The sequence below is a fragment of the Flavobacterium zhoui genome, assembly GCF_042787235.1.
In the GTDB taxonomy this organism is placed as follows: domain Bacteria; phylum Bacteroidota; class Bacteroidia; order Flavobacteriales; family Flavobacteriaceae; genus Flavobacterium; species Flavobacterium zhoui.
Window position 1 is genome coordinate 177,901 of sequence record NZ_JBHZPY010000004.1, and the last position, 24,098, is coordinate 201,998.

Sequence of the window (24,098 nt, forward strand, 5' to 3'; positions counted from 1 at the left end):
TTCAGTATTCAGTTAGCAGAATAAACTGCCTACTGCTACTGATAACTAAACACTTTTTATTGTGCTAATCCTATTAAGACATCGATTGAAGCAGCCTCTGGGCTTGCATCATAATTATCTTTAATATCTGTGAAATATTTTATTGCCTCTTCTTTATTTCCTAAAGCTAAAGCTGTCTTACCAGCTTTCAACAAGAAACGTGGAGTTGTAAAATCATTTTTATTTGCCTCAGCAGCTTTTACATAATTCTCTAAAGCTTCTTTTGGTTTTTTTTGTTGTGAATACGCATCTCCTATTGCACCTTTTGCCATAGCATTCAATACAATATCTTCTGAGTTAAATTTACTCAAAAAATCAATCGCTTCCGCATATTTTCCAGTATTTAAATAAGCCATCCCTGCATAATAATTTGCTAGATTTCCAGCATCAGTTCCAGAATATTCATCTGCAATTTTGATAAACCCAAATTTACCTTCAGAACCATTTAAAGACAACTTATATAATGAATCACTGGCAACTCCGTCTGTAGCTTTTTGGAAATTTTGTTGTGCAACAAACATTTCGTTAGCAGCTTCGTCTTGTTTCGGCGTAGCAATAAATTTTTGATACGCTAAATAACCAACAGTAAATATAGCAACACCGGCAACTAATCCAATAATGATTTTTTGATTTCTGGCTACCCAGTCTTCCGTTTTTGACGCTGTTTCATCTAATTTAGAAAAAACACCTGCAGTTGCACTGTCTTTTTCATCAACTTGTACCTCTTCAACTGTGTCTTTTACTTCTTTTTCTTTTGGTGCTTTATATCCTCTTTTACTGTAAGTAGCCATTTATTTTTAATTTAGTGAATCGCAAAAATAAAATTTTTATTCAAACCGACACAAAAAATATGCTTTTATATTCAAAAAAAATATTACAAGTGGTTCTTTCTTTCCAAAGGCAAAATAATTAGCAGAGAAAAAATCTAAAAGCCATTTTTATCGATATTTTTCAATAATTTGCACCCGCTTTGAAACACTTGTTAAAAAACATCAAAGTTCTCAATACCAGCAAGCCTTCCCATGTATTTAAAAAAGATTTCATTATTCAATTATAAGAATTTTTCGGAAGCAAATTTCGAATTTGACACCAAAATAAATTGTTTTGTAGGCAAAAACGGAATAGGAAAGACGAATGTGCTTGATGCAATCTACCATTTATCTTACGGTAAAAGCTATTTCAATCCATTAGCCGTCCAGAATATTAAACATGGTGAAGAATTTTTTGTGATTGATGCAGAATTCGAAAAAAACGGAAGAAACGAACAAATTCTTTGCAGTCTAAAAAAGGGACAGAAAAAAATATTAAAGCGTAATGGGAAAGCCTACGATAAATTTTCGGATCATATTGGTTTCATTCCTTTGGTCATTATTTCACCTGCCGACACGGATTTGATCGTTGAAGGTAGCGAAACGAGACGAAAGTTTATGGACAGCGTAATTTCGCAATTGGATTCCCACTATCTGCAACAACTCATTCAATACCAAAAAGTAATGAGTCAGCGCAATGCTTTATTGAAATATTTCGCGCTGAACCATGTTTTTGAAAATGACACCCTTTCTATATATAATGAGCAGCTTAATAATTTTGGAAAATATATTTTCGAAAAAAGGAAAGAATTTATCGATCAGTTTATCCCTATTTTTAATGTGCATCATCAAGCGATAACCGGTTCTCAGGAAACGGTGCAATTGATCTACGAAAGCCATTTATTCGAAAATAATTTATTGACACTTTTACAAGAAAATATCAATAAAGACAGGGCTATACATTACACAAGCGTAGGGACCCATAAAGATGATTTGTCATTTGAAATAGACAATCATCCTATCAAGAAATTTGGCTCCCAGGGACAACAAAAATCATTTTTGATTGCCTTGAAACTAGCTCAATTTGAATTTTTAAAAAAACAAAGTGGCGTAAAACCTATTCTCCTTTTTGATGATATATTCGATAAATTAGACGAAAGCAGAGTGGCTAAAATAGTTGAAATGGTTAATAGTGACACTTTTGGACAGTTGTTTATTTCAGATACACATCCTGAACGCACAGAAGCTATTGTAAAATCGACGCATCAGAGCTATAAAATTTTTAATTTATAACTTTTATTTAATAGTTTATATAATTCGAAAGTTGAAAAATTACCTACTTTAGCCTACACAAATTTCAAATCTTAGTTACCATGAAGTACCGCCTTATATTCCTCCTACTCATATCATTTGCTGTTTTATCCTGTAATGGACAAACTTCAAAAAAAACAAAAACTATTGAGCCTGCAGCTTTTGCTGAAAAAATTGCAGCAACCCCAAACGCACAAATTCTGGATGTTCGAACTCCTGAAGAATTTATCTCGGGACATATCGACAATGCCGCTAATGTAAATTGGAATGGTACTGATTTCGTTACCAAAGCAGCAGCATACGATAAAACAAAACCTGTTTTTGTGTATTGCAAAAGCGGAGGAAGAAGCAAACAAGCTGCAGCAAAATTAGAAGAATTAGGCTTTACCACTATTTACGAATTACAAGGTGGAATGCTAAAATGGGATGCGGCCGGATTGTCTAAACCAACTGACAAAATCATAGGAATGTGCAGCGAGGAATACAGTGAACTATTAAATACCGACAAAAAAGTACTGATTAATTTCTATGCAGAATGGTGTGCTCCATGCAAAAAAATGACTCCGTATATTTTACAAATGCAAAAAGAGCTAGCCGATAAAGTAAGAATTGTGAGATTGAATGCTGATGAAAATAAAACTTTAATTTCTGAAATGAAAATCAGCGAACTCCCTACTTTATTATTATATGAAAATAAAGAAGTAAAATGGAAACATTCCGGTTTTATTAGTGAAGAAGATTTAAAAAAACAATTACAATAATATTTAGATGCTTTCAAAAGACACTTTACAATTTCTGGAAGATTTAAAAGCCAATAACAATAGAGATTGGTTTTTGGAGAATAAAAAACGGTACGAAGCTTTCAAAAAAGATTTACATCAGCTCATTGGTGATTTACTTGATGCAATGAAACCATTGGACCCATCACTAGAAATGCTGGAAGTAAAGAATTGTACTTTCAGAATCAACCGGGATATTCGATTCTCCAAAGACAAGTCCCCATATAAATCACACGTGGGCATTTGGATTTCTTCTGGTGCAAAAGGAATGAATCGTTCAGGATATTATATTCAAATCGAAAAAGGAGCCAGCTTTATTGCCGGAGGACTGTATTGTCCTGAAGCGGCGGATTTAAAAAAAATGCGCAAAGAAATTGCTTATTTCCATGATGATTTAGAAGCAATCCTTAATGCAAAAGAGTTCAAAAAAGAGTTTACGGATTTTGATCGAAATGAAAAGAACACACTTAAAAATCCCCCAAGAGGTTACGAAAAAGACCATCCTGCGATTGACTTATTAAAACTAAAAAGCTTTGAGTCTACTCAGAGAATTGATATTTCAGCAGTAACAAAAAAAGATTTTGTTGCTACAGTGAGTAAAAAATTAATAGCACTAAAACCGTTGAATGATTTTATCAATCGCGCCCTAACTTCTGAAGAATAATATATTTTGGCAAAAAAAAAGAAAATACTTTTCCTTGGAGAATCCTACAGAGCTGACGCCATCACATGGATGAATGGTCTGAAAGAATTTGGGGATTTTGAAATTATTACATGGGAATTAAAAATGCCTAGTAATTGCATTCACAAACGAATTTTAAGGATTTTCGAATTTAAATTTGCCATTTTTAAAATAAAAAAAATAATCAAATTACATCAGCCAGATATGATTATTGCCGAGAGAACCACCAGTTACGGTTTTCTTGCTGGCTTATCCGGAGTGAAACCCGTTGCAATTGCGCAACAGGGTAAAACAGATTTATGGCCTAAAAAATCCATTTTATTACCGCTAAAAAAAGTCATTCAACATTATGCTTTTAAAAAAGCAGATTTGATACATGCTTGGGGTCCAGTGATGACTATTTCCATGATTGAAGCCAAGGTAGATATGAGCAAAGTTTTGGTATTACCAAAAGGAATTGATTTAGTGCAATTTGCAAATAAAAACAATGCTGATCCTGAAAAAATTTGTGCTATTGTAACCCGCTCCTTGCTGCCAGAATACCGTCATGATATCATTTTAAAATCTTTTGGTATTTTAAACCAAAAGGGAATCGATTTTGTTCTTACTATCATTGGAGACGGAACCCAACTTTCAAAATTGAAAGAATTAGCCAAAAAACTAAAAATTGAAAATAAAGTAAACTTTACCGGAAGAATTCCAAATATAGAATTACCGAAATTATTGCAGCAATCTAACTTTTATATTAGTATGCCAATTACCGAAGGGGTTTCAGCCTCTTTATTTGAAGCAATGGCCTGCAATTGCTATCCTGTTGTCACAGACATAATAGGAAACCAAAGTTGGATTAAGCACAGAGAAAACGGTCAATTAATTCCGGTTGATGATTATGAAATGCTCGCTGATGAATTAATATGGTCCTATAATAATAGTGATCATAGAAATAATGCTGTTTTGAAAAACAGAAAATTTGTAGAAGAAAATGCCAATTACAATACAAACATGAAAATTATTGCTGATAAATACCACCTGTTAATTAACACTACTAGCACCAATTAAATATGTGTGGAATTAATGGAATCTTGCATTTACAATCACAAAAAAAAGTTGACGAACGTATTCTGACAAAGATGCGTGATTCGCTAGAGCATCGCGGACCTGATGATCAAGGATTGTTCGTTGAAAATAATATTGGTTTTGGCCACAGGAGACTATCAATTCTTGATGTTTCCATGGCGGGGCACCAGCCTTTTCTTTCAGATGACGGTAGATATGTACTTGTTTATAATGGAGAAATTTACAATTTTAAGGAATTTTATCCCGAACTAAAAAGCAACGGATTTGATATCAGAACAAATTCTGATACTGAAGTTTTGTTGAAATTATTTCAATTGCATGGTTTAAAAATGCTCAACCGTCTTAACGGCATGTTTTCTTTTGCTATTTGGGATAAAATGGAAAAAAAACTGACCGTAGTTCGAGACCGAATGGGCGTCAAACCTCTATATTATTCCTTTTACAATGAGACTTTCTATTTTGCTTCTGAACAAAAAGCACTTTTCACAGCCGGCGTACCTCTCAAAATGGCGCAAGAAGGATTAGAAGAATATATCTTTAATCGGTTTGTTGCCGGCGAAAACACTTTATACGAAAACGTAAAAAAAGTGCTGCCTGGACATATAATGACTATTCACGAAGGAGGAAAAGTCACTACAGAAAAATGGTGGAATTTGAAAAAGGAAATTCAAAACCAGCCTGAAATAAAAAATCCAGTGGAATGGTTTAGGGAAACATTTGATGATTCCATAAAATTACGAATGGTAAGTGATGTTCCTGTTGGTGTTTTATTAAGCGGCGGACTGGATTCTTCCTCTGTTTTGGCATCTTTACACCATCAGAATTACAAAGACATACAAACTTTTAACATTGGTTTCAAAGAGAAAGAACATAACGAAGCGCATTTAGCCAAAATGATGGCAGAGAAATTCGATTATGGTTTTCATACGATGCAATTAGAGAATAAAAACCTTTACGATAAATTAATAAGCGCTACTTATTTTCAGGACGAACCCATCATGCATTTGAGTGAACCGCACTTATTGGCAGTTTCACAAATGGCAAAACCATCCGTAAAAGTATTACTTTCCGGTGAAGGAGCCGATGAATTAATGGGCGGTTATGTTAGATATAAGGCCTTACAATATCCATCACTATTGAATTCCATAGCAACAATTAGCAATTTAGACCTATTCACAAATAAGCCGCGTTACGAAAAGTTAACGCGATATGCCCAAATTACTAAAAAATCTGAGTTGGTAATTTTTAATGGCTCGAATATTTATCCGAAAGATATTGAGGAGAATTATGGAATTGAAACGCTTCCAAAAAATGAATACAGGAAACAAATTTATAAAGAGGCAAAAACATTATACCCCGCCAATTTAAGAAGACAAGCGCTTTATTTTGACCAACATACCTATTTATGTTCGTTGCTGGACAGAAATGACCGCTGCACTATGGGTGCTTCAATAGAATGCCGGGAACCGTTTTTGGACCCCAGATTAGTAATTGGCTTAGGCTCATTGGAAGACAAATGGCTATTTGCAGGAAAAAAATGGAAATTCATTCTAAAATCAGCTATGGCAGAACGATTACCAGATGAAATCCTAAAATTCAGAAAAGTGGGATTAAGCGCTCCTTGGGGCGATTATATCACGAAAAGTCCCGCATTTAAAGAAGAATTAGAATCTTTTTCGAAAAGTGATCTGTTTCAAAACCCTTATTTTGAAAATATAAACATCAAAAAGCTCGTTCAGAATTTACAAAAAGGAGATGACCTAATGACTCCTTATATTATGCCTCTTTTTATGATGCATATCTGGATGAAATCCTACGTAAATAAATTTTAATCCTTACTTTTGAGGATTCAAAAAAGCAATCTCTTTTATGGAAATACAACATAATATCTCTTTAAAAAAATACAATACTTTTGGCATTGAAGCCAAAGCAAAACAATTCGCAGCGGTTCATTCTGCAGACGATTTGAAAGTTATTTTAGAAGAAAATAAAGCGCAGAAAAAATTTATTTTGGGTGGCGGAAGCAACATGCTTTTGACAAAAGATATTGACGCATTGGTCATTCATATCGACTTAAAAGGAAAAAAAATCATCGAAGAAAATGATGAATTCGTTTGGGTTGAAAGCCAAGCTGGTGAAAACTGGCATGAATTTGTGCTTTGGACCATCAACCAAAATTTTGGCGGTTTGGAAAACATGTCTCTAATCCCAGGGAATGTAGGCACAACCCCTGTTCAAAACATAGGTGCTTATGGTACCGAAATTAAAGATACTTTTGTTTCCTGCGAAGCAATGACTATCGAAAATCAAGAAACTAAAACCTTCATAAAGGAGGACTGTAATTTTGGTTACCGAGAAAGCGTTTTTAAAAACGAAGCTAAAAATCAATATGTTATCACATCTGTTGTTTTCAAATTGACAAAATGCAATCATAAAATCAATATTTCTTACGGAGATATTACGGCTGAATTAACAAAAAATGACATTATCAATCCTACTTTAAAGGATGTGAGTAATGCGGTTATTGCGATACGCCAAAGCAAATTACCAGATCCAAAAGAATTGGGAAATAGCGGTAGTTTCTTTAAAAATCCTATCCTCTTAAAATCTGACTTCGAGAAAATTCACCAACAATTTCCGGAGATGAAATATTTCGACATTTCGGATACCGAAGTAAAAGTTCCTGCAGGATGGCTCATTGAACAAGCTGGTTTCAAAGGAAAACGTTTTGGAGATGCCGGAATACATAAAAATCAAGCTTTGGTTTTAGTCAATTACGGCAATGCGACCGGACAGGAAATTTTGAATGTTTCCAAGAATATCCAAGAGACCATTTTTAAGACTTTTGGAATTCATATTGAGGCCGAAGTAAATGTGATTTAATCTTTTATTTAAAATCCAAAACTAACATGTACATTCCAGATATCTACAAAAACGAAAATCAAGAAGCCATTACCGCTTTTCTAAAAGAAAACAGTTTTGGCATTCTAATCAATCAAACCAATGGAAAATTGTGGGCAACTCATATTCCGTTACAACTGGGTACCAATAAAAATGGGAAAACAATTTTAGAGGGACATATTTCTAAAGAAAATCCACAATGGAAAGGTTTCGCGGAGAATGACCAAATATTAGCCATTTTTTCAGGACCACATTCTTATATCTCTCCGTCTTGGTACGATCACGAAAATGTACCAACATGGAACTATATTGCAGTTCATGTTTACGGAAAAATCAAAATTATTGAAGGCGATGCAGTTATTCAATCGCTGAAAAGACTAGTAGATAAATACGAAAAAAAATCCAAAAACCCTGTTCGAATAGAAGATTTGTCTAAGAAAACCATGATGCAAACTAGGGGAATTGTAGCTTTTGAAATCGAAATAGAAGAAATTCAGGCTCAACAAAAAATGTCGCAAAACCGTGACGATAAAAACTACCAAAACATCATTTCTGAGTTGGAAAACACCAACACAAATCAGTCCATTGCTGTTGCAAATGAAATGAAGAAATGTCCCAGATAAATTCTTTCAAAATTCACAGTTTATGATTAATAATTCTTAATTCTATTCATACCTTTGCATTCGATTTAGAAACTCATTAAACTCCGATGCTTATAATCATTCTTTACTTTTTTATTTTTATTGTTGCCGTTCAGATTTTATTTTACTTAGGCTTTTTTGGGAAATTTGCTTTCGCAAAAGCGCAGAAAATAACGCCTAAAAAAATTCCGATATCGGTTATTGTTTGTGCCAAAAACGAAGAAGAAAATGTAATAAATTTTATTCCGTTACTCGCTGAACAGAACTATCCAGATTTTGAAATTGTCTTAATTGACGATGCTTCAAATGATAATACCTTGACCATATTTGAAGGTTTTGAAAAACAATATCCAAATGTACGTTTGGTTAAAGTGCAAAACAATGAAGCCTTCTGGGGCAACAAAAAATACGCTTTAACGTTAGGAATAAAGGCAGCAAAAAAAGAATATTTATTGTTTACTGATGCAGATTGCTATCCTACATCAAAAGAATGGATTACGGCAATGAGTTCTCAATTTACAATGCAAAAAACTATTGTTTTGGGCTATGGAAAATATGAAAAAATTGCTAATTCATTTTTGAATAAAATAATTCGTTTCGAAACTTTACTTACGGCCATTCAATATTTTTCCTGGGCAAAAATGGGTCATCCCTATATGGGCGTGGGCAGGAATTTAGCCTACAAAAAAGAAGAATTTTTTAATGTAAATGGTTTTATAGAGCACATGAAAGTTCGTTCCGGTGATGATGATTTGTTTGTCAATCAAGCGGCAAATGCAAGAAACACAACGATTGCTTTTATGCCTGAAAGTTTTACTTATTCTAAGCCAAAAACGACATATAAAGATTGGATCATACAAAAAAGAAGACATATTGCTACGGCAAACTATTACAAAAAGTTCGATAAATTTCAGTTAGGAGTATTCTATTGTTCGCAGTTGCTTTTTATACTACTGGCCATCGTATTACTGGCTTTTCAGTTTCAGTGGATAATAGTATTAAGCTTATTTTGCGTCCGATACATAATAGCTTGGACAGTTATTGGGTTTTCGGCAGGGAAATTAAAAGAAAAAGATGTGGTATATTGGTATCCGGCAATCGAATTAGTACTTATATTCACACAAATTAATATCTTTATAACAAATACATTCTCAAAACCGGTACATTGGAAATAAACAAACAAATAGAAAAAGCGAAACAAGGTGACCAGGTTGCCTTCACTTTTCTATTGGATTATTATTGGAACGAAGTGTATGGTTTCATGCTAAAACGCACGGAAAACGAAACTAATGCCGAAGATATTACTATTGAAACTTTTTCGAAAGCGTTTGACAAAATAGCCACTTACAATTCAGAATTTCAGTTTAACACCTGGCTTATCGCTATTGCAAAAAACGTCCATATTGATTTGCTTCGAAAAAAGAAATCAAGTCTTTTTGTCGAAATTACAGATGAAGAAGACCAACAAGCGTATAATATTGCCGACACCACTCCCTCGGCAGAAGATGAATTAATCACAGAACAAAATCTTTCTCAGTTACTTCAGTTCATCAAAGAATTAAAACCGCATTATCAAGAGGTTATTCAACTTCGCTATTTTCAGGAAATGAGTTATCAGGAAATTGCCAATAAAATTGACGAACCCTTGAGTAATGTAAAAATAAAACTGCTCCGCGCCAAGAAACTTTTGGCAGAAATCATTCAGAATAAAAGATAGTTTTTTTGTTGGGGTTTATTCTTCTATTTGATTACTCAGTTAATCGAATAAACGATTAAACAATTAAACTAAAAAATAATTCATGATTTACATACTAAAATTCTTGTTATTTACGTTGTTAAATAAAACACCGTATGCTTATGATTTAACTGATACCTAACCATTAAATCCATAAACCATGTCAAAATTAAGTATTTACGAAACCAGCTGGATTGACCTTGTTTTTCAATACAAAAACAAAGAATATGGAGCGTATCAGTTGCGCAAAGAAAGTGCTAAAACTTCCCTATTTGCATTTTTTATGGGAATATTGCTTTTAACATCGGCGTTGAGTATTCCTGTCATTTTACATTATTTTAATCCTGAAAGTAGGATAACGCTACCCGATCTCACCAATACCATAGTCAACGTCACTGACATTATACCCAATCAACTTCAGGAAATAGAAAAGCCGGTTCTTCCCGAGGTAAAAACAAAAAATACCGAAGTACCTATTCAAAGCGACCAACTTGTGAATCCTGAAATTGTACAAGCACAGCAGGCGAACCAAGAGATAGCAAAGAACACGAATAATGCTACGGGTACAAATACGAGTACTGCAGGAGTTACCACTATTGGTACAAATCCGACTTCTTCCCTCGGACAAGGAACAACAACTGATACTGCTGACCTTGGAAATACTGTTGTTGCAAGTGTTGCACTTGATAAACTACCTGAGTTTCCGGGAGGAATAAATAAGTTCTATACGTATGTGGGAAATAATTTTGAAAAACCAGAAATTGATGGTGGCAGCACCATGAAAGTTTATGTGTCTTTTGTAATTGAAAAAGACGGGAGCATGACTGATATTCAGGTAAAAAAAGATCCTGGTTATGGGATGGCCAAAGAAGCCATCAGAGTACTAAAATCCTTAAAAACTAAATGGTCTCCGGGAATGATTGGTTCAAAAGCAGTACGAACTGCCTATAATTTACCCATCACAGTACAGATGGATTAATTTCAAAAAATAAGAAAAGCAGAGTCGAAAGATTCTGCTTTTCTGTTTAAAAATAGTTTCAGGGATGCACTGTCATAAAAAAACTATATTCAAATTTTATTCTCTTAAAACAACATATAGTACTACTCTAGCCCTGATTGTAGTGGCATCCCGCGCTGCCATTGTGAAGAACGAAACAATCAGCGCGGATACAACGGAAAGCAGGACAACCATTGCTTAAAAAAACCGAATATTCTGCTCCTAAATCTTCCATTACTCTTCCCTTAAATAAACAAACAAACGAATCCACAAATAAAGTACATTCCTTATCTTTGTGCTTTGAAAATTTATATATGGAAACTGTTTTAGAAAATACTTTACCGATTGGGACCCGAGGCGGAGCCGAACTGAGCGCAGCTAAACCGAAATGGTTGAAGGTGAAACTTCCAATTGGACAAAAATACACAGAGCTTCGTGGCTTAGTTGATAAATATAGTTTGAACACGATTTGTACCTCCGGAAGTTGTCCCAATATGGGGGAATGCTGGGGAGAAGGAACGGCAACGTTCATGATTTTAGGAAATGTGTGTACGCGCTCTTGTGGATTTTGCGGTGTAAAAACAGGAAGGCCAGAAACCGTAGACTGGGATGAGCCTGAAAAAGTGGCACGCTCCATCAAGATCATGAATATTAAACATGCCGTTATCACCAGCGTCGACAGGGACGACTTGAAAGATGGTGGCTCTATTATTTGGATAGAAACCGTAAAAGCTATTCGCAGAATGAATCCCAACACTACACTAGAAACTTTGATTCCTGATTTTCAAGGTATCGAAAGAAATATAGATCGAATTGTGGAGGCCAATCCCGAAGTAGTTTCGCATAATGTAGAAACTGTTCGCAGGCTGACTCGAGAAGTGCGCATTCAGGCTAAATATGACCGAAGTCTGGAAGTTTTGAGATACTTAAAAGAAAAAGGCATCAACAGAACTAAATCTGGAATTATGCTTGGACTAGGAGAAAAAGAAGACGAAGTTTTTCAAACGATGCGAGATTTGCGTAACGCCAATGTTGATATTGTTACTATAGGCCAATACTTACAGCCCAGTAAAAAACATTTGCCTGTAAAAGAATTCATAACACCAGACCAATTTGCTATCTACGAAAAATTTGGTTTGGAATTGGGTTTCCGTCATGTAGAAAGTGGTCCATTAGTACGTTCTTCTTACAAAGCGCAGAAACACATTCTTTAAAAAAATGTTTCAAGTTTAAGGTTTAAAGTTGCTCAACTTGAAACTTTAAACTTGAAACTTTAAACAAAAAAATATTGAAAACAAGAATTGCCATTAATGGTTTTGGAAGAATAGGAAGAAATTTATTTCGACTTCTTTTAAACCATCCCGATATTGAAGTAATTGCCATCAATGATATTGCCGATACAAAAACAATGGCACATCTAGTTAAATACGACAGTATTCACGGAGTTTTGCCATATAAGGTAACTGAGGATGAAAAAGGTTTTTTTGTAGACAGCAAACACTTTTTATTTTTTCATGAAAAAAGTATTTCAAAACTCGACTGGAAAAGCATAAATATAGATTATGTAGTTGAATCAACTGGAAAATTCAAGACTTTTGAAGAGCTAAATGCCCATATTTTGGCGGGCGCCAAAAAAGTAATTCTCTCCGCTCCTTCAGAGGTTGACACTATAAAAACGGTAGTTTTAGGTGTGAATGAAAATATTCTTGATGGTACTGAAACTATCGTATCTAATGCGAGTTGCACAACGAACAATGCCGCACCAATGATGAAAGTTATTGATGAACTTTGTGGTATTGAACAGGCATACATCACAACCATTCATTCTTATACTACTGACCAAAGTTTGCACGACCAACCCCATAAAGACTTACGAAGGGCTCGTGGTGCCAGCCAATCAATAGTTCCAACTACAACAGGTGCAGCTAAAGCACTGACAAAAATTTTCCCTAAATTGCAAGGGAAAATTGGCGGCTGCGGAATTCGAGTACCCGTTCCAGATGGTTCCTTGACTGACATTACTTTTAATGTAAAAAGAGCGGTTACCATAAATGACATAAATGCTGCTTTCAAGATTGCAGCACAAACTAATTTAAAAGGCGTTCTGGATTACACCGAAGATCCAATCGTTTCTGTAGATGTAATTGGTAATAAAAATTCATGTATATTTGATGCTCTACTGACCTCTGTTATTGACAAAATGGTAAAAGTTGTTGGATGGTATGATAATGAAATAGGATATTCATCCCGAATAATTGATTTGATACTTTTGATGGAGCGTAAGAATAGAACCTAAAAACTCAGCTATAAATGAAGTATTTCTTTGTTTTTATCTTTTTTTTCACCTCGTTTCTGTATTCTCAAACCAATGAGAAAATAGATAGCATAAAGTATTACAGTAATTTGGCTAATTCAAATATTAAAGCGGATAATTACAAAAAAGCTTTATTCTACACACAAAAAGCCATAAATCACTCGAAAGCAATACGCAATATCCAAGCTCAAGCGGATCAAACATTCCGATTAGGCAAAATGTATTTTGATTTAAAAAAATACAATGATGCAATTAAAACTTTTCATAACAGCATCGAATTTTATAAAAAACTAGAGCCCAGTACTAATTACGCATATAGCAACTATTACATAGGCTTAAGTTTTATTGAAAAAAGAAATTTTAACGATGCCGGAATTTATTTTAACACAACAAAATCAATATCGGATCGATTAAAAAGCCCCGATACTACTGAAATAAATAACTTACTCGATCTGCAAAAAGGAATAATAAGCAAATATAAAGGAAATGACGAATTAGCTTCGGCAATTTTCAAGACAATAATAGCCAAACCGGACAACCCAGAGATACGGAATTCGAGAACCGAAGCGCTGTACCAGATTGGTACTATTGAAGCTACAAAAGAAAGGTACAATTTAGCGCTAAACTATCTCAATAAAGCACTGGAACTCAATATTAAAAATAAAAATTTAGACCAAAAATCTAATATTTTAATCGCCTTAAGTTCTGTTTACGATAAAATGTTAGATAAAAATAATGCCTACTTTTATCTAAAACAGCATCTTAACCTGAAAGAAAATATTTCCCTTTTGAATGACAAAAGACTTGGAATAGATGATTATGATGAATTTAAAGAGTCCGAGCGATTAAAAGAAATCAGGCAAATTGTCAATAAAAACAAACAACAGGAAAAGACCAATAAATTCTCAAAACTAATCAGTATTCTGGCAATTGCATTAATTTCAATTTTATCTTTACTGAGTTTATCTTTATATAAAAATAATATCATCAGGACACAATCGAATCTGATGCTAAAAGATAAAAATAAAGAATTAGAAATTGCCCGAGATAAAGCGGAAAAAGCCTCTAATGCAAGATCTGAATTTCTGTCCACTGTAAGCCATGAACTTCGTACACCACTTAATGCCATAAACGGAATCACTCATTTATTATTGGAAGAAAAACCAAAGAAATCACAAATGCATTATTTGTCTTCCTTGAAATTTTCAGGAGATTATCTGACAAAGTTTATAAATGAAATTCTGGAAATAAATAAAATCGACTCTCATAAATTCGAAATAGAATACATCAATTTTAATCTTAAACAATTATTAGAAAATATACAAAACTCTTTAAAAGAACTAGCCTCAGTAAATAACAACCAATTTTTTCTAAAAATAGATTCGGAAATTCCTGATTATTTGATTGGCGATCCTACAAAATTGTCTCAGATCATGATGAATTTAATAAACAATGCTTTAAAATTTACCAAAAACGGCACTGTAAATGTATTTGCAAAACTGAAATCGATAGCCAACGAAAATGCTACTATATATTTTGAAGTGACTGACACTGGGATTGGAATTCCTGAAGACAAATTAAAAAGTGTTTTTGACAGTTTTTCTCAGGGTTCAATAGAGGTAAATCGCAAATATGGAGGAACTGGTCTAGGACTAACAATCGTAAAAAAAATAATTAAAACCCTTGGCGGTCATATAACGCTAAAAAGCATTGTAGGAAAAGGATCTGCTTTTTCATTTGAACTAAAGTTTAAAGTAGGCTCCGAATTATTAAAAGTAGAACAAAAGCAGAAATCTTATGATGATTCTGTTTTAATGAATAAAAAAGTTCTTTTAGTGGAAGACAATAAAATCAACCAAATGGTTTCTGCAAAAATGCTAGAAAACAAAGGAATAATTTGCGATATTATTGATAATGGAGAAGACGCAATAGAAACTGCCCGAAACAATAAATTTGACCTAATCCTGATGGATGTTCATTTACCGGGGATCAACGGTACAGTGGCAACGCAACAAATCCGAAAATTTGATCCAAACACACCTATTATCGCACTTACTGCAATATCATTGGATGAAAATCGCGAGATGCTGTTATCCTTTGGAATGAATGATGTAATTACAAAACCATTCAATCCCGACGAATTTTACAGTACAATTGCCAATTATGTTTAGAAGTATCTAATATTTTAGAATCAATTCTCTTATTAGACTTCGCACCATAGGTTCTGCTTGTTTTGCTGCTTCCAATACTTCATCATGCGAAATAGTGTCAATACTTTCTTCATTTCCCATATCAGTAATTACAGAAATCCCAAAAGTTTCAACATCCATGTGACGCGCCACGATTACTTCCGGAACGGTTGACATTCCTACGCAGTCAGCTCCAAGAATTTTGACCATTCTATATTCTGCCAAGGTTTCAAAAGTTGGTCCTTGTAATCCATAATAAATTCCATCAAAAACTTCAATGTTTAAATCTAATGCTATTTCTTTGGCCTTGGTAATCATCTTTCTTGAATAGGGTTCGCTCATATTTACAAAACGCGGCCCAAAACGTTCGTCATTTTTTCCACGTAACGGATGCTCGGGAGTCATATTGATATGATCTTTAATAATTACAATAGATCCCACTTTATAATTTGGATTAACTCCACCTGAAGCATTCGAAACAACTAATTTTTGAACACCCAAAAACTTCATCACCCGCACGGGAAAAGTTACTTCGGTCATGGAATACCCTTCGTAGTAATGAAATCGGCCTTGCATTGCTACTACTTTCTTTTCTCCTATTGTTCCAAAAACTAATGCTCCTTTATGACCTTGAACTGTCGATACCGGAAAATTTGGGATTTCATTATAAGGCAAGGTATATTCTACTTTCATTTCTTCAGTAAAACTGCCTAACCCTGATCCTAGTATCACACCGTATTCTGGAGTGAAATTTACTTTTCCGTTTATATAATTAACGGTTTCTTGTACTTGTTCCCACATAATTTAAAATGTTTTTATCAAAATTATCACTCCGTTCCGACAAATCGGAATCTGGACCGGCAATAAAAGAACTTTGTATGGGTAAATAGAAAAGTTGGTCACTTGGTAAACTTCCTTGTAATCGTACATAATCTTTTTCGGTAGTGATAATAATATTGTTTTGCGCTAAATTTTTAATTTCTAAAATGTCTTTATCAGTAAAATTATGATGGTCCGGGAAAGACAGACAGACATCATTTGTATCTTGTAAATAGGCAAAAAACGGTTCCGGTTTTGCAATTCCTGCCACCAGCAATTTAGCAGCTGCCTGAATTTCGTTTACATTTATCTTTCGGTTTTCCCCATAAATAAAATTGTCATAGGCTATAAAAGTAAAGTATAATTCTTGATTTGCTGAAACCTTTAATCTGTTACTAATATCATCCTGTTTGTCAAGGGAGAGATTAAAAGGACATTTGGTTACAATAATCACGTTAGCCCTTTTTGCTCCACTCCTGCTTTCGCGTAAATTTCCGGTTGGCAACATAAAATCATCCGAATACAAATCCCCATAGCTAGTAAGCAGGATATGGAAACCAGCTTTTACTTTTCTGTGTTGAAATGCATCGTCTAATAAAATAACTTCCGGTTTTTCTGGGAGAGAAAGCAATTGTTCTATTCCGTTCTTTCGATTAGCATCAACCGAAACTTGAATATTTTTGAATTTTTGAAAAAACTGAAAAGGTTCATCGCCAAGAATTGCCGCATTAGAACTGGCTTCCGCCAAAATAAAACCTTCCGATTGTCTTTTATAACCTCTACTTAATGTGGCAACTTTATATTTATCAGCTAGCAACCGAATTAAATATTCAATTTGGGGTGTTTTTCCGGTTCCGCCAACGCTAAGATTCCCTACAGCAATAACAGGTAAATCAAAAGAATAGGATTTCAAAATACCTTTATCGAAAAGAAAATTCCGAATACTCGTTATGATACCATATAAAATGGCAAACGGGAATAGTATTTTTCGAAGTAAATTCATTTTACGAAAGTAGAATAAATTATCTTTATAAAAAAAAGTTGATTTGGTTATTCGGTGATTTGGTTATTCGATAAATTGAAGAATCTAGAAATCCAACAATCTAAAAATCGAAATAAAAATGAAAATAAAAGAAATTCTTTCCGTGCTGGAAGAAATGGCACCATTGGCCTATGCCGAAGATTTTGACAATGTGGGATTATTGGTTGGTGATCCTGAATCAGAAACAACTGGTATTTTAGTTTGTCATGATGCTTTAGAAAATATAATTGGCGAAGCAATCGCTAAAAAATGCAATTTGGTCGTTTGTTTTCATCCCATTTTATTTTCTGGATTAAAAAAAATTACAGGTAAAAATTATGTGGAACGAGCCATTATAAAAGCCATAAAAAATGACATCGCTATATACGCGGTCCATACTGCTTTAGACAATCATCAAGAAGGCGTAAATAAAATTTTCTGCGATGCGCTTGGACTAATAAACACCAAAATTCTTATTCCGAAACAAAATTTTATTCGGAAATTAGTAACCTATACTCTTCCGGAGAATGCTGAAGAATTGCGAAATGCATTATTTGATGCCGGTGCCGGAAATATTGGCAACTACAAAAATTGCAGTTTTAATTCGAAAGGAATTGGAACCTATATGGGTAATGAACATAGTAATCCGCAAGTTGGTGAACGTTTTGAGTTTGTCCAGGGAGACGAAATCAAAATTGAAGTCACTTTCGAAAAGCATTTAGAAAATAAAATTCTAAAAGCATTGTTCAAAAGCCATGCTTATGAAGAAATCGCCTATGAAATTTATGATTTGAAAAACCAACATCAGAATATTGGTTTAGGAATGATTGGCGAATTGAAAAATCCAATGAAAGAAAAAGAATTCTTGCTTTTTGCAAAAGAGAAAATGCAAGCGGACGGCATTCGACATTCCAACTTTATAGGAAAAGAAGTAAAAAAAATAGCCGTCCTTGGCGGAGCTGGAAGTTTTGCCATAAAAAATGCAATTCAGGCTGGAGCCGATGTGTTTTTAACGGCAGATTTAAAGTATCATCAGTTTTACGAAGCCGAAAATCAGCTATTATTGGCCGATATCGGACATTTTGAAAGCGAACGCTATACAAAAAATTATATTGTTGAGTATCTTCGGAAAAAAAACCTTAATTTTGCAGTTATTTTATCAGAAGAAAATTCAAATCCAGTTAAGTACTTATAGAATATGGCGAATACGAAAGAATTAAGTGTTGAGGACAAGTTAAGAGCAATTTACGATTTACAACTAATTGACTCTAGAATTGACGAAATCAGAAACGTAAGAGGAGAACTTCCTTTAGAAGTAGAAGATTTAGAAGATGAAGTTGCAGGTTTAAGCACCCGTTCAGAAAAATTGAAAAATGAACTTGAAACTATCGAAGATCTTATCAAGGTAAAAAAGAATGCGATTGATGAGCATAAAGAGGCTATCAAAAAATACACAAAACAACAAGAAAGCGTTCGTAACAACAGAGAATTTAATTCGTTGACTAAAGAGGTTGAATTTCAAGAATTAGAAATTCAGTTGTCTGAAAAACAAATAAAAGAAATGAAAGCCTCTATCGAACATAAGAAAGAAGTGATTTCTCAGTCAAAAGAAAGATTAGAAACAAAATCTAATCACTTGAAACATAAGAAATCAGAATTGGATGCTATTATGTCTGAGACTGCTAAAGAAGAAGCTTTTTTAACAGAAAAATCAGCAGAATACCAAGCATTAATCGAAGAAAGATTATTGAAAGCTTACAATAGAATTAGAACAAGTGTTCGCAATGGTTTAGCTGTTGTTTCTATTGAAAGAGGCGCATCGACAGGATCATTCTTCACAATTCCACCGCAAACGCAAGTAGAAATTGCTTCAAGAAAGAAAATCATCACGGATGAGCATTCCGGAAGAATATTAGTCGATAGTTCATTGGCTGACGAAGAAAAAGAAAAAATGGAAAAATTATTTTCTAAATTCTAATTACAGTTAAGTCCCGATACATATCGGGACTTTTTTTTTATGAAAAAAACACTTTATTACCTGTTCACCAAATCAGTCGGATTATACGTAAATCTATTAAGCTACGTACTTCCTGACAAAGCAACCCAACTTGCCTATTCCCTTTTTAGCGAGCCTCGAGAAGGCAGACTTACAAAGGCAAAGCTCCCTAAAATACTGCAGGAAACAGAGACTAAAACATTCCAACATAACGGACACGATATTCAAACATATACCTGGAAAGGAAATGATACGGTTATACTACTCGTACACGGATGGGAAAGCAATGCCTCACGCTGGAAAAAAATGTTACCTTATTTAAAAAAAACTGGTAGCACCATTATAGCTGTTGATGCTCCTGCCCACGGCTTATCCAGCGGAAAGGAATTCAATATCCCACAATATGCCAAGTCTATTGATTTTATTGTTCAAAAATTCAAACCACAATACCTCATTGGCCATTCTTTAGGAGGAAAAACCTGTTTATATTACCAATCCGTTTATCAAAATAACAGTATTGAGAAAATGGTGATTTTAGGATCTCCCAGTGATTTCAAAATTATTCTTAATAATTATATTGCAATGTTGAGTTTGAATTCTAAAATTTCAAAAGGACTCGAAGCACATTATCTAAACCATTTTAAGCTAGAACTGGAAAAATTTTCTGCTAAACACTTTGCATCTGAAATAAAAACAAAGGGCTTTATCGCTCATGATACTGATGATAAAGTTGTTTTATTTGAAGAAGGAAAAAAAATAGCAAGCACCTGGAAAGATTCAATTTTCATCGAAACAAACGGCTTAGGACACAGCATGCATGATGAACAATTATATAAAAAAGTAATTAATTTTTTATTTGAAACAGAGTAATTAAAAATAATCAATTCGTACAATATTATACTGAATTTTTAATTTTTCAAATAAACAAATAACCACATAAACGATTAAACAATTTAGCATTACTTTTGCAGTATGGAAGAAAATCTAAAACGCCTCAATAAATTCATAGGAGAAACCGGGTACTGCTCCCGCCGTGAAGCAGACAAAATCATTGAAGAAGGTCGTGTGACTATCAATGGAGTTGTTCCTGAGTTAGGTACTAAAGTTTCCCCAAATGATGAAGTGCGTATTGACGGAAAATTAATCCGTGAAAAAAATGAGAAACCCGTTTATCTTGCCTTTTATAAACCGGTAGGAATCGAATGTACTACCAACTTAGACGTTCGCAATAATATTGTAGATTACATCAATTATCCTAAACGTATTTTCCCGATTGGTCGATTAGACAAAGCCAGTGAAGGATTGATTTTCATGACCAATGACGGCGATATCGTTAATAAAATATTACGCGCCAGAAACAATCACGAAAAAGAATATACCGTTACCGTAAACAAACCTATAACGGATCGTTTTATTGAACGAATGGGAAATGGAGTTCCAATTTTGGATACTATTACCCGAAAATGTAAGGTAGAACAAATTAGCAAATACACTTTCAAAATCATTCTTACACAAGGTCTAAACCGCCAAATTCGTAGGATGTGTGAATATTTAGGTTCTGAAGTAACTGCTTTAAAACGCATTAGAATCATCAATATTTCACTGGATATCCCTGTGGGAAGATACCGCGATTTGACCGATGCCGAAATCAAAGAATTGAACGAACTGATCGAACCTTCCAGCAAAACCGAAGAAGCGAGTTTACCAAAATCAGAACCTACTAAAAGGAGAACGGAATTCATCAAAAGAGATGATCCGAGATTTAAAGGAAGAGGCGATTATTAACATAAAGAAAATCAGCAATATTTAAAAAGCAAAACACGAATTTCGCTAATTTACACAAATTAATTTGTGCAAATTAGTGAAATTCGTGTTTGAATATTACGCCTAATTATTTTCTATTGCAAATTGACTTTACTGAATTTTTCTACGTTTCGCTTTAACGATTTGTTCATCAATTAAAATTGCTTCGTAGATTTGCTGTTTCAATAATGGGACATCAATTTCTTTAACAAAATTGAAGGTTAGTTTTGAAGCAAATTTTGTAGTTTCAAAAGTTTCGTCTAAAAATGAAGCGCCTTTGCAGAAACCAATCGCTACTCCTTTTTCAACTTTCCCCCAAGAAATAGAAGCCGGCCAGATATAACAAATTCGGGAATGGCGATAATAAAAAGGAACGTTGTAAGCTAATTTCTCTTTGCAATCAGGCATACATTCTAGAATAATTTTACGCAGAAAAAGAACAATTTCCAGTTCTTCTTCACTCAGATAGTCTAAAAACTCCTCAGTCGTTTTAAATTCTAATCCTTGTGTATTTCCCATAAGTATAAAAAAAGCCTATTCGAGTGAATAGGCTAAGTGTTTTTATTATTGTAATTTTAATATTTTCATCTCTCTTGCCAAAAGTGTATTTTTTAGCAACATAGCAATTGTCATAGGCCCTACTCCACCTGGAACCGGGGTAATAAAAGAGGCTTTTTTACTGACATTTTCAAAATCAACATCTCCAGTGATTACATAACCTTTAGGATTCGTTTCATCAGCAACTCTGGTAATACCCACATCTATAACTACTACACCATCCTTAACCATATTAGCTTTTAGATAATTGGGAACTCCAAGTGCAGTAATAATGATATCTGCTTGAATCGTGATATCTTCGATGTTTTTAGTGTAACTATGAGTCAAGGTCACTGTTGAATTTCCAGGAAAACCTTTTCTTCCCATCAAAATACTCATAGGTCTACCTACAATATGACTACGTCCAATTACAACGGTATGCTTTCCTTGAGTTTCTACTCCATATCTTTCTAATAATTCCAGAATTCCAAAAGGAGTCGCCGGAATAAAAGTACTCATGTCTAATGCCATTTTCCCAAAATTCTCAGGATGAAAACCGTCAACATCTTTACTTGGATCAACAGCCATTAATACTTTTTGCTCATCAATCTGTTCGGGAAGTGGTAATTGAACGATGAATCCATCAATATTAGGATCTTCGTTTAACTCTTTTATTTTTTTAAGCAATTCCGTTTCAGATGTAGTGTTCGGCATTTTTACTAAAGTCGATTCAAAACCTACTCGTTCGCAAGCTTTTACCTTACTTCCCACGTAAGTTAAGCTCGCTCCGTCGTTACCTACAATAACTGCTGCTAGATGAGGAACTTTCTCCCCATTATTTTTCATCTTTTGTACTTCTGTTGCGATTTCACTTTTAATATCTTCCGCCGTTTTTTTTCCGTCTAGTAGTTGCATTTTAATTTAGTTTAAAGTTTAAAAGTTTAACGTTTAAAGTTCTCCTTGGAACCGAAAAACAAAAAACTTCATAACTGAATAGTTGTTGTAATTGTATTTCAAAAAATTAAGGTTTAAGGTTTCAATCAACTTGAAACTTTAAACCTTAAACAAAAATATTATCTCATCCCCGGCATACCACCTGGCATTCCGCCCATCATCTTCATGAGGTTTTTCCCTCCTGGTCCTTGCATCATTTTCATCATTTTGCTCATTTGCTCAAACTGTTTCATCAGCTGATTAACTTGCTCTATTTTGGTTCCTGAACCTTTTGATATTCTGGCTTTTCTTTTAACATCAATTATAGCAGGTTTGCTTCTCTCTGTCGGAGTCATGGAGTGAATGATTGCTTCAATATGTTTGAAAGCATCATCTTCAATTTCTACATCTTTCATCGCTTTTGAAGCGCCTGGTATCATTCCTACCAAGTCCTTCATATTACCCATTTTCTTTACTTGCTGAATTTGAGATAAGAAATCATCAAAACCAAATTCGTTTTTGGCAATTTTCTTTTGGATTTTTCTTGCCTCTTCTTCATCAAATTGCTCTTGTGCTCTTTCTACCAAAGATACAACATCTCCCATTCCAAGGATACGTTCTGCCATACGAATAGGATAAAACACATCGATAGCATCCATTTTTTCACCAGTACCAACAAATTTTATAGGTTTGTTTACTACTGATTTAATTGAAATAGCTGCTCCACCACGAGTATCACCATCTAATTTGGTTAAAATAACCCCATCAAAATTTAATATATCGTTGAAAGCTTTAGCTGTATTTACCGCATCTTGACCTGTCATTGCATCAACTACAAATAAAGTCTCTTGTGGTTCAATCGCTTTATGAACTTTAGCGATTTCGTCCATCATTTCTTTATCTACAGCCAAACGACCAGCCGTATCCACAATCACTACATTAAAGCCATTTGCTTTTGCATGTTTGATGGCGTTTTGTGCAATTTCAACAGGATTTTTATTTTCTGGTTCTGAGTAAACCTCAACACCTATCGAATCTCCAACAACGTATAATTGCTGAATTGCCGCTGGACGATAAATATCACAAGCCACCAAAAGCGGCTTTTTATTCTTTTTTGTTTGAAGATAATTCGCTAGTTTCCCTGAAAATGTTGTTTTTCCAGACCCTTGCAAACCTGCCATTAAAATAACGGTTGGATTTCCGGAAAGGTTTATTCCCGCAACATCACCACCCATCAATTCCGTAAGCTCATCTTTAACTAACTTTACTAATAATTGTCCTGGCTGAAGGGTAGTTAACACATCGTGACCGATTGCTTTTTCTTTTACTTTGGTGGTAAAATCTTTAGCTATTTTAAAATTCACATCGGCATCAAGTAAGGCACGACGAACTTCTTTCAAAGTTTCGGCAACATTTACTTCAGTGATTTTTCCGTGACCTTTTAGTATATGGAAAGCTTTGTCTAATTTATCGCTTAAATTATCAAACATAATTTTATTTCTCTTTAATTAAGCT

The 24,098-nt window shown here is 34.1% G+C and carries 23 protein-coding genes; 17 read left to right on the plus strand and 6 right to left on the minus strand.

Features of this window, described 5'->3' with window-relative positions; all coding sequences use genetic code 11:
• Positions 1-56: 56 nt before the first annotated feature.
• Positions 57-830 (minus strand): tetratricopeptide repeat protein, encoded by a 774-nt coding sequence (locus ACFX5F_RS06805; protein WP_379851162.1) that lies wholly within the window; start codon positions 828-830, stop codon positions 57-59.
• 231 nt (positions 831-1,061) lie between these two features.
• Between ACFX5F_RS06805 and recF the strand changes: the two genes are divergently transcribed.
• The 13 genes from recF (at position 1,062) to ACFX5F_RS06870 (ending at position 15,456) form a co-directional block, all read left to right on the plus strand.
• A complete protein-coding gene (recF, locus tag ACFX5F_RS06810) occupies positions 1,062-2,141 on the plus strand; it encodes a DNA replication/repair protein RecF (RefSeq protein WP_379851164.1) in 1,080 nt (359 codons plus the stop codon).
• 80 nt (positions 2,142-2,221) lie between these two features.
• On the plus strand, positions 2,222-2,920 hold the full coding sequence (locus tag ACFX5F_RS06815) for a thioredoxin domain-containing protein (protein WP_379851166.1): 699 nt from the start codon (positions 2,222-2,224) through the stop codon (positions 2,918-2,920).
• Positions 2,921-2,927: 7 nt separating this feature from the next.
• Positions 2,928-3,602, plus strand: coding sequence for a DUF2461 domain-containing protein (locus ACFX5F_RS06820; protein ID WP_379851168.1), 675 nt, complete (start codon positions 2,928-2,930; stop codon positions 3,600-3,602).
• Between the two features lie 69 nt (positions 3,603-3,671).
• Positions 3,672-4,679, plus strand: a complete 1,008-nt coding sequence (locus tag ACFX5F_RS06825; RefSeq protein WP_379851298.1) for a glycosyltransferase — start codon at positions 3,672-3,674, stop codon at positions 4,677-4,679.
• 2 nt (positions 4,680-4,681) lie between these two features.
• Entirely contained in the window at positions 4,682-6,529 is a 1,848-nt protein-coding gene (gene asnB / locus ACFX5F_RS06830) for an asparagine synthase (glutamine-hydrolyzing) (RefSeq protein ID WP_379851170.1), read from the plus strand.
• Positions 6,530-6,566: 37 nt separating this feature from the next.
• The gene (gene murB, locus ACFX5F_RS06835; protein ID WP_379851171.1) at positions 6,567-7,580 is read left to right on the plus strand and encodes a UDP-N-acetylmuramate dehydrogenase; all 1,014 of its coding nucleotides are present in this window, start codon (positions 6,567-6,569) and stop codon (positions 7,578-7,580) included.
• A 26-nt stretch (positions 7,581-7,606) separates the two neighbouring features.
• Positions 7,607-8,221, plus strand: coding sequence for an FMN-binding negative transcriptional regulator (locus ACFX5F_RS06840; RefSeq protein ID WP_379851173.1), 615 nt, complete (start codon positions 7,607-7,609; stop codon positions 8,219-8,221).
• An 86-nt stretch (positions 8,222-8,307) separates the two neighbouring features.
• The gene (locus ACFX5F_RS06845; RefSeq protein WP_379851175.1) at positions 8,308-9,414 is read left to right on the plus strand and encodes a glycosyltransferase; all 1,107 of its coding nucleotides are present in this window, start codon (positions 8,308-8,310) and stop codon (positions 9,412-9,414) included.
• Complete coding sequence (locus tag ACFX5F_RS06850) at positions 9,405-9,956, plus strand: RNA polymerase sigma factor (protein WP_073210103.1); 552 nt, start codon at positions 9,405-9,407, stop codon at positions 9,954-9,956. Before ACFX5F_RS06845 ends, ACFX5F_RS06850 begins: the two co-directional genes overlap by 10 nt.
• 178 nt (positions 9,957-10,134) lie before the next feature.
• Positions 10,135-10,953: an energy transducer TonB gene (locus ACFX5F_RS06855; protein ID WP_379851177.1), complete on the plus strand. Its 819-nt coding sequence runs from the start codon at positions 10,135-10,137 to the stop codon at positions 10,951-10,953.
• 332 nt (positions 10,954-11,285) lie between these two features.
• Complete coding sequence (lipA, locus tag ACFX5F_RS06860) at positions 11,286-12,185, plus strand: lipoyl synthase (protein WP_379851179.1); 900 nt, start codon at positions 11,286-11,288, stop codon at positions 12,183-12,185.
• Positions 12,186-12,259: 74 nt separating this feature from the next.
• Positions 12,260-13,267, plus strand: a complete 1,008-nt coding sequence (gene gap / locus ACFX5F_RS06865; RefSeq protein WP_379851180.1) for a type I glyceraldehyde-3-phosphate dehydrogenase — start codon at positions 12,260-12,262, stop codon at positions 13,265-13,267.
• A 14-nt stretch (positions 13,268-13,281) separates the two neighbouring features.
• The gene (locus ACFX5F_RS06870) at positions 13,282-15,456 is read left to right on the plus strand and encodes a tetratricopeptide repeat-containing hybrid sensor histidine kinase/response regulator (protein WP_379851182.1); all 2,175 of its coding nucleotides are present in this window, start codon (positions 13,282-13,284) and stop codon (positions 15,454-15,456) included.
• 6 nt (positions 15,457-15,462) lie between these two features.
• Here the strand turns inward: ACFX5F_RS06870 and ACFX5F_RS06875 are convergent, their stop codons facing one another.
• A complete protein-coding gene (locus ACFX5F_RS06875; protein WP_379851183.1) occupies positions 15,463-16,275 on the minus strand; it encodes a purine-nucleoside phosphorylase in 813 nt (270 codons plus the stop codon).
• On the minus strand, positions 16,247-17,296 hold the full coding sequence (gene lpxK, locus ACFX5F_RS06880; RefSeq protein WP_379851185.1) for a tetraacyldisaccharide 4'-kinase: 1,050 nt from the start codon (positions 17,294-17,296) through the stop codon (positions 16,247-16,249). Before lpxK ends, ACFX5F_RS06875 begins: the two co-directional genes overlap by 29 nt.
• A gap of 118 nt (positions 17,297-17,414) precedes the next feature.
• On the opposite strand from lpxK, the gene ACFX5F_RS06885 reads away from it, so the two are divergent.
• The 4 genes from ACFX5F_RS06885 to rluF all read left to right on the plus strand — a co-directional run bounded on the left by ACFX5F_RS06885 (position 17,415) and on the right by rluF (position 21,095).
• Positions 17,415-18,509, plus strand: coding sequence for a Nif3-like dinuclear metal center hexameric protein (locus ACFX5F_RS06885; protein ID WP_379851187.1), 1,095 nt, complete (start codon positions 17,415-17,417; stop codon positions 18,507-18,509).
• Positions 18,510-18,512: 3 nt separating this feature from the next.
• Positions 18,513-19,292: a zinc ribbon domain-containing protein gene (locus ACFX5F_RS06890; protein ID WP_379851189.1), complete on the plus strand. Its 780-nt coding sequence runs from the start codon at positions 18,513-18,515 to the stop codon at positions 19,290-19,292.
• 39 nt (positions 19,293-19,331) lie between these two features.
• A complete protein-coding gene (locus ACFX5F_RS06895; RefSeq protein WP_379851191.1) occupies positions 19,332-20,180 on the plus strand; it encodes an alpha/beta fold hydrolase in 849 nt (282 codons plus the stop codon).
• A 102-nt stretch (positions 20,181-20,282) separates the two neighbouring features.
• On the plus strand, positions 20,283-21,095 hold the full coding sequence (gene rluF, locus ACFX5F_RS06900; protein WP_379851193.1) for a 23S rRNA pseudouridine(2604) synthase RluF: 813 nt from the start codon (positions 20,283-20,285) through the stop codon (positions 21,093-21,095).
• A 129-nt stretch (positions 21,096-21,224) separates the two neighbouring features.
• Here the strand turns inward: rluF and ACFX5F_RS06905 are convergent, their stop codons facing one another.
• The 3 genes from ACFX5F_RS06905 to ffh all read right to left on the minus strand — a co-directional run bounded on the left by ACFX5F_RS06905 (position 21,225) and on the right by ffh (position 24,073).
• Positions 21,225-21,632, minus strand: coding sequence for a DUF1801 domain-containing protein (locus tag ACFX5F_RS06905; protein ID WP_379851195.1), 408 nt, complete (start codon positions 21,630-21,632; stop codon positions 21,225-21,227).
• Positions 21,633-21,677: 45 nt separating this feature from the next.
• The gene (locus ACFX5F_RS06910; protein ID WP_379851197.1) at positions 21,678-22,565 is read right to left on the minus strand and encodes a bifunctional 5,10-methylenetetrahydrofolate dehydrogenase/5,10-methenyltetrahydrofolate cyclohydrolase; all 888 of its coding nucleotides are present in this window, start codon (positions 22,563-22,565) and stop codon (positions 21,678-21,680) included.
• A 158-nt stretch (positions 22,566-22,723) separates the two neighbouring features.
• Positions 22,724-24,073 carry a signal recognition particle protein gene (gene ffh, locus ACFX5F_RS06915; RefSeq protein ID WP_379851199.1) on the minus strand — a complete coding sequence of 450 codons (1,350 nt, stop codon included), beginning with the start codon at positions 24,071-24,073 and terminating at the stop codon, positions 22,724-22,726.
• Positions 24,074-24,098 lie beyond the last annotated feature (25 nt).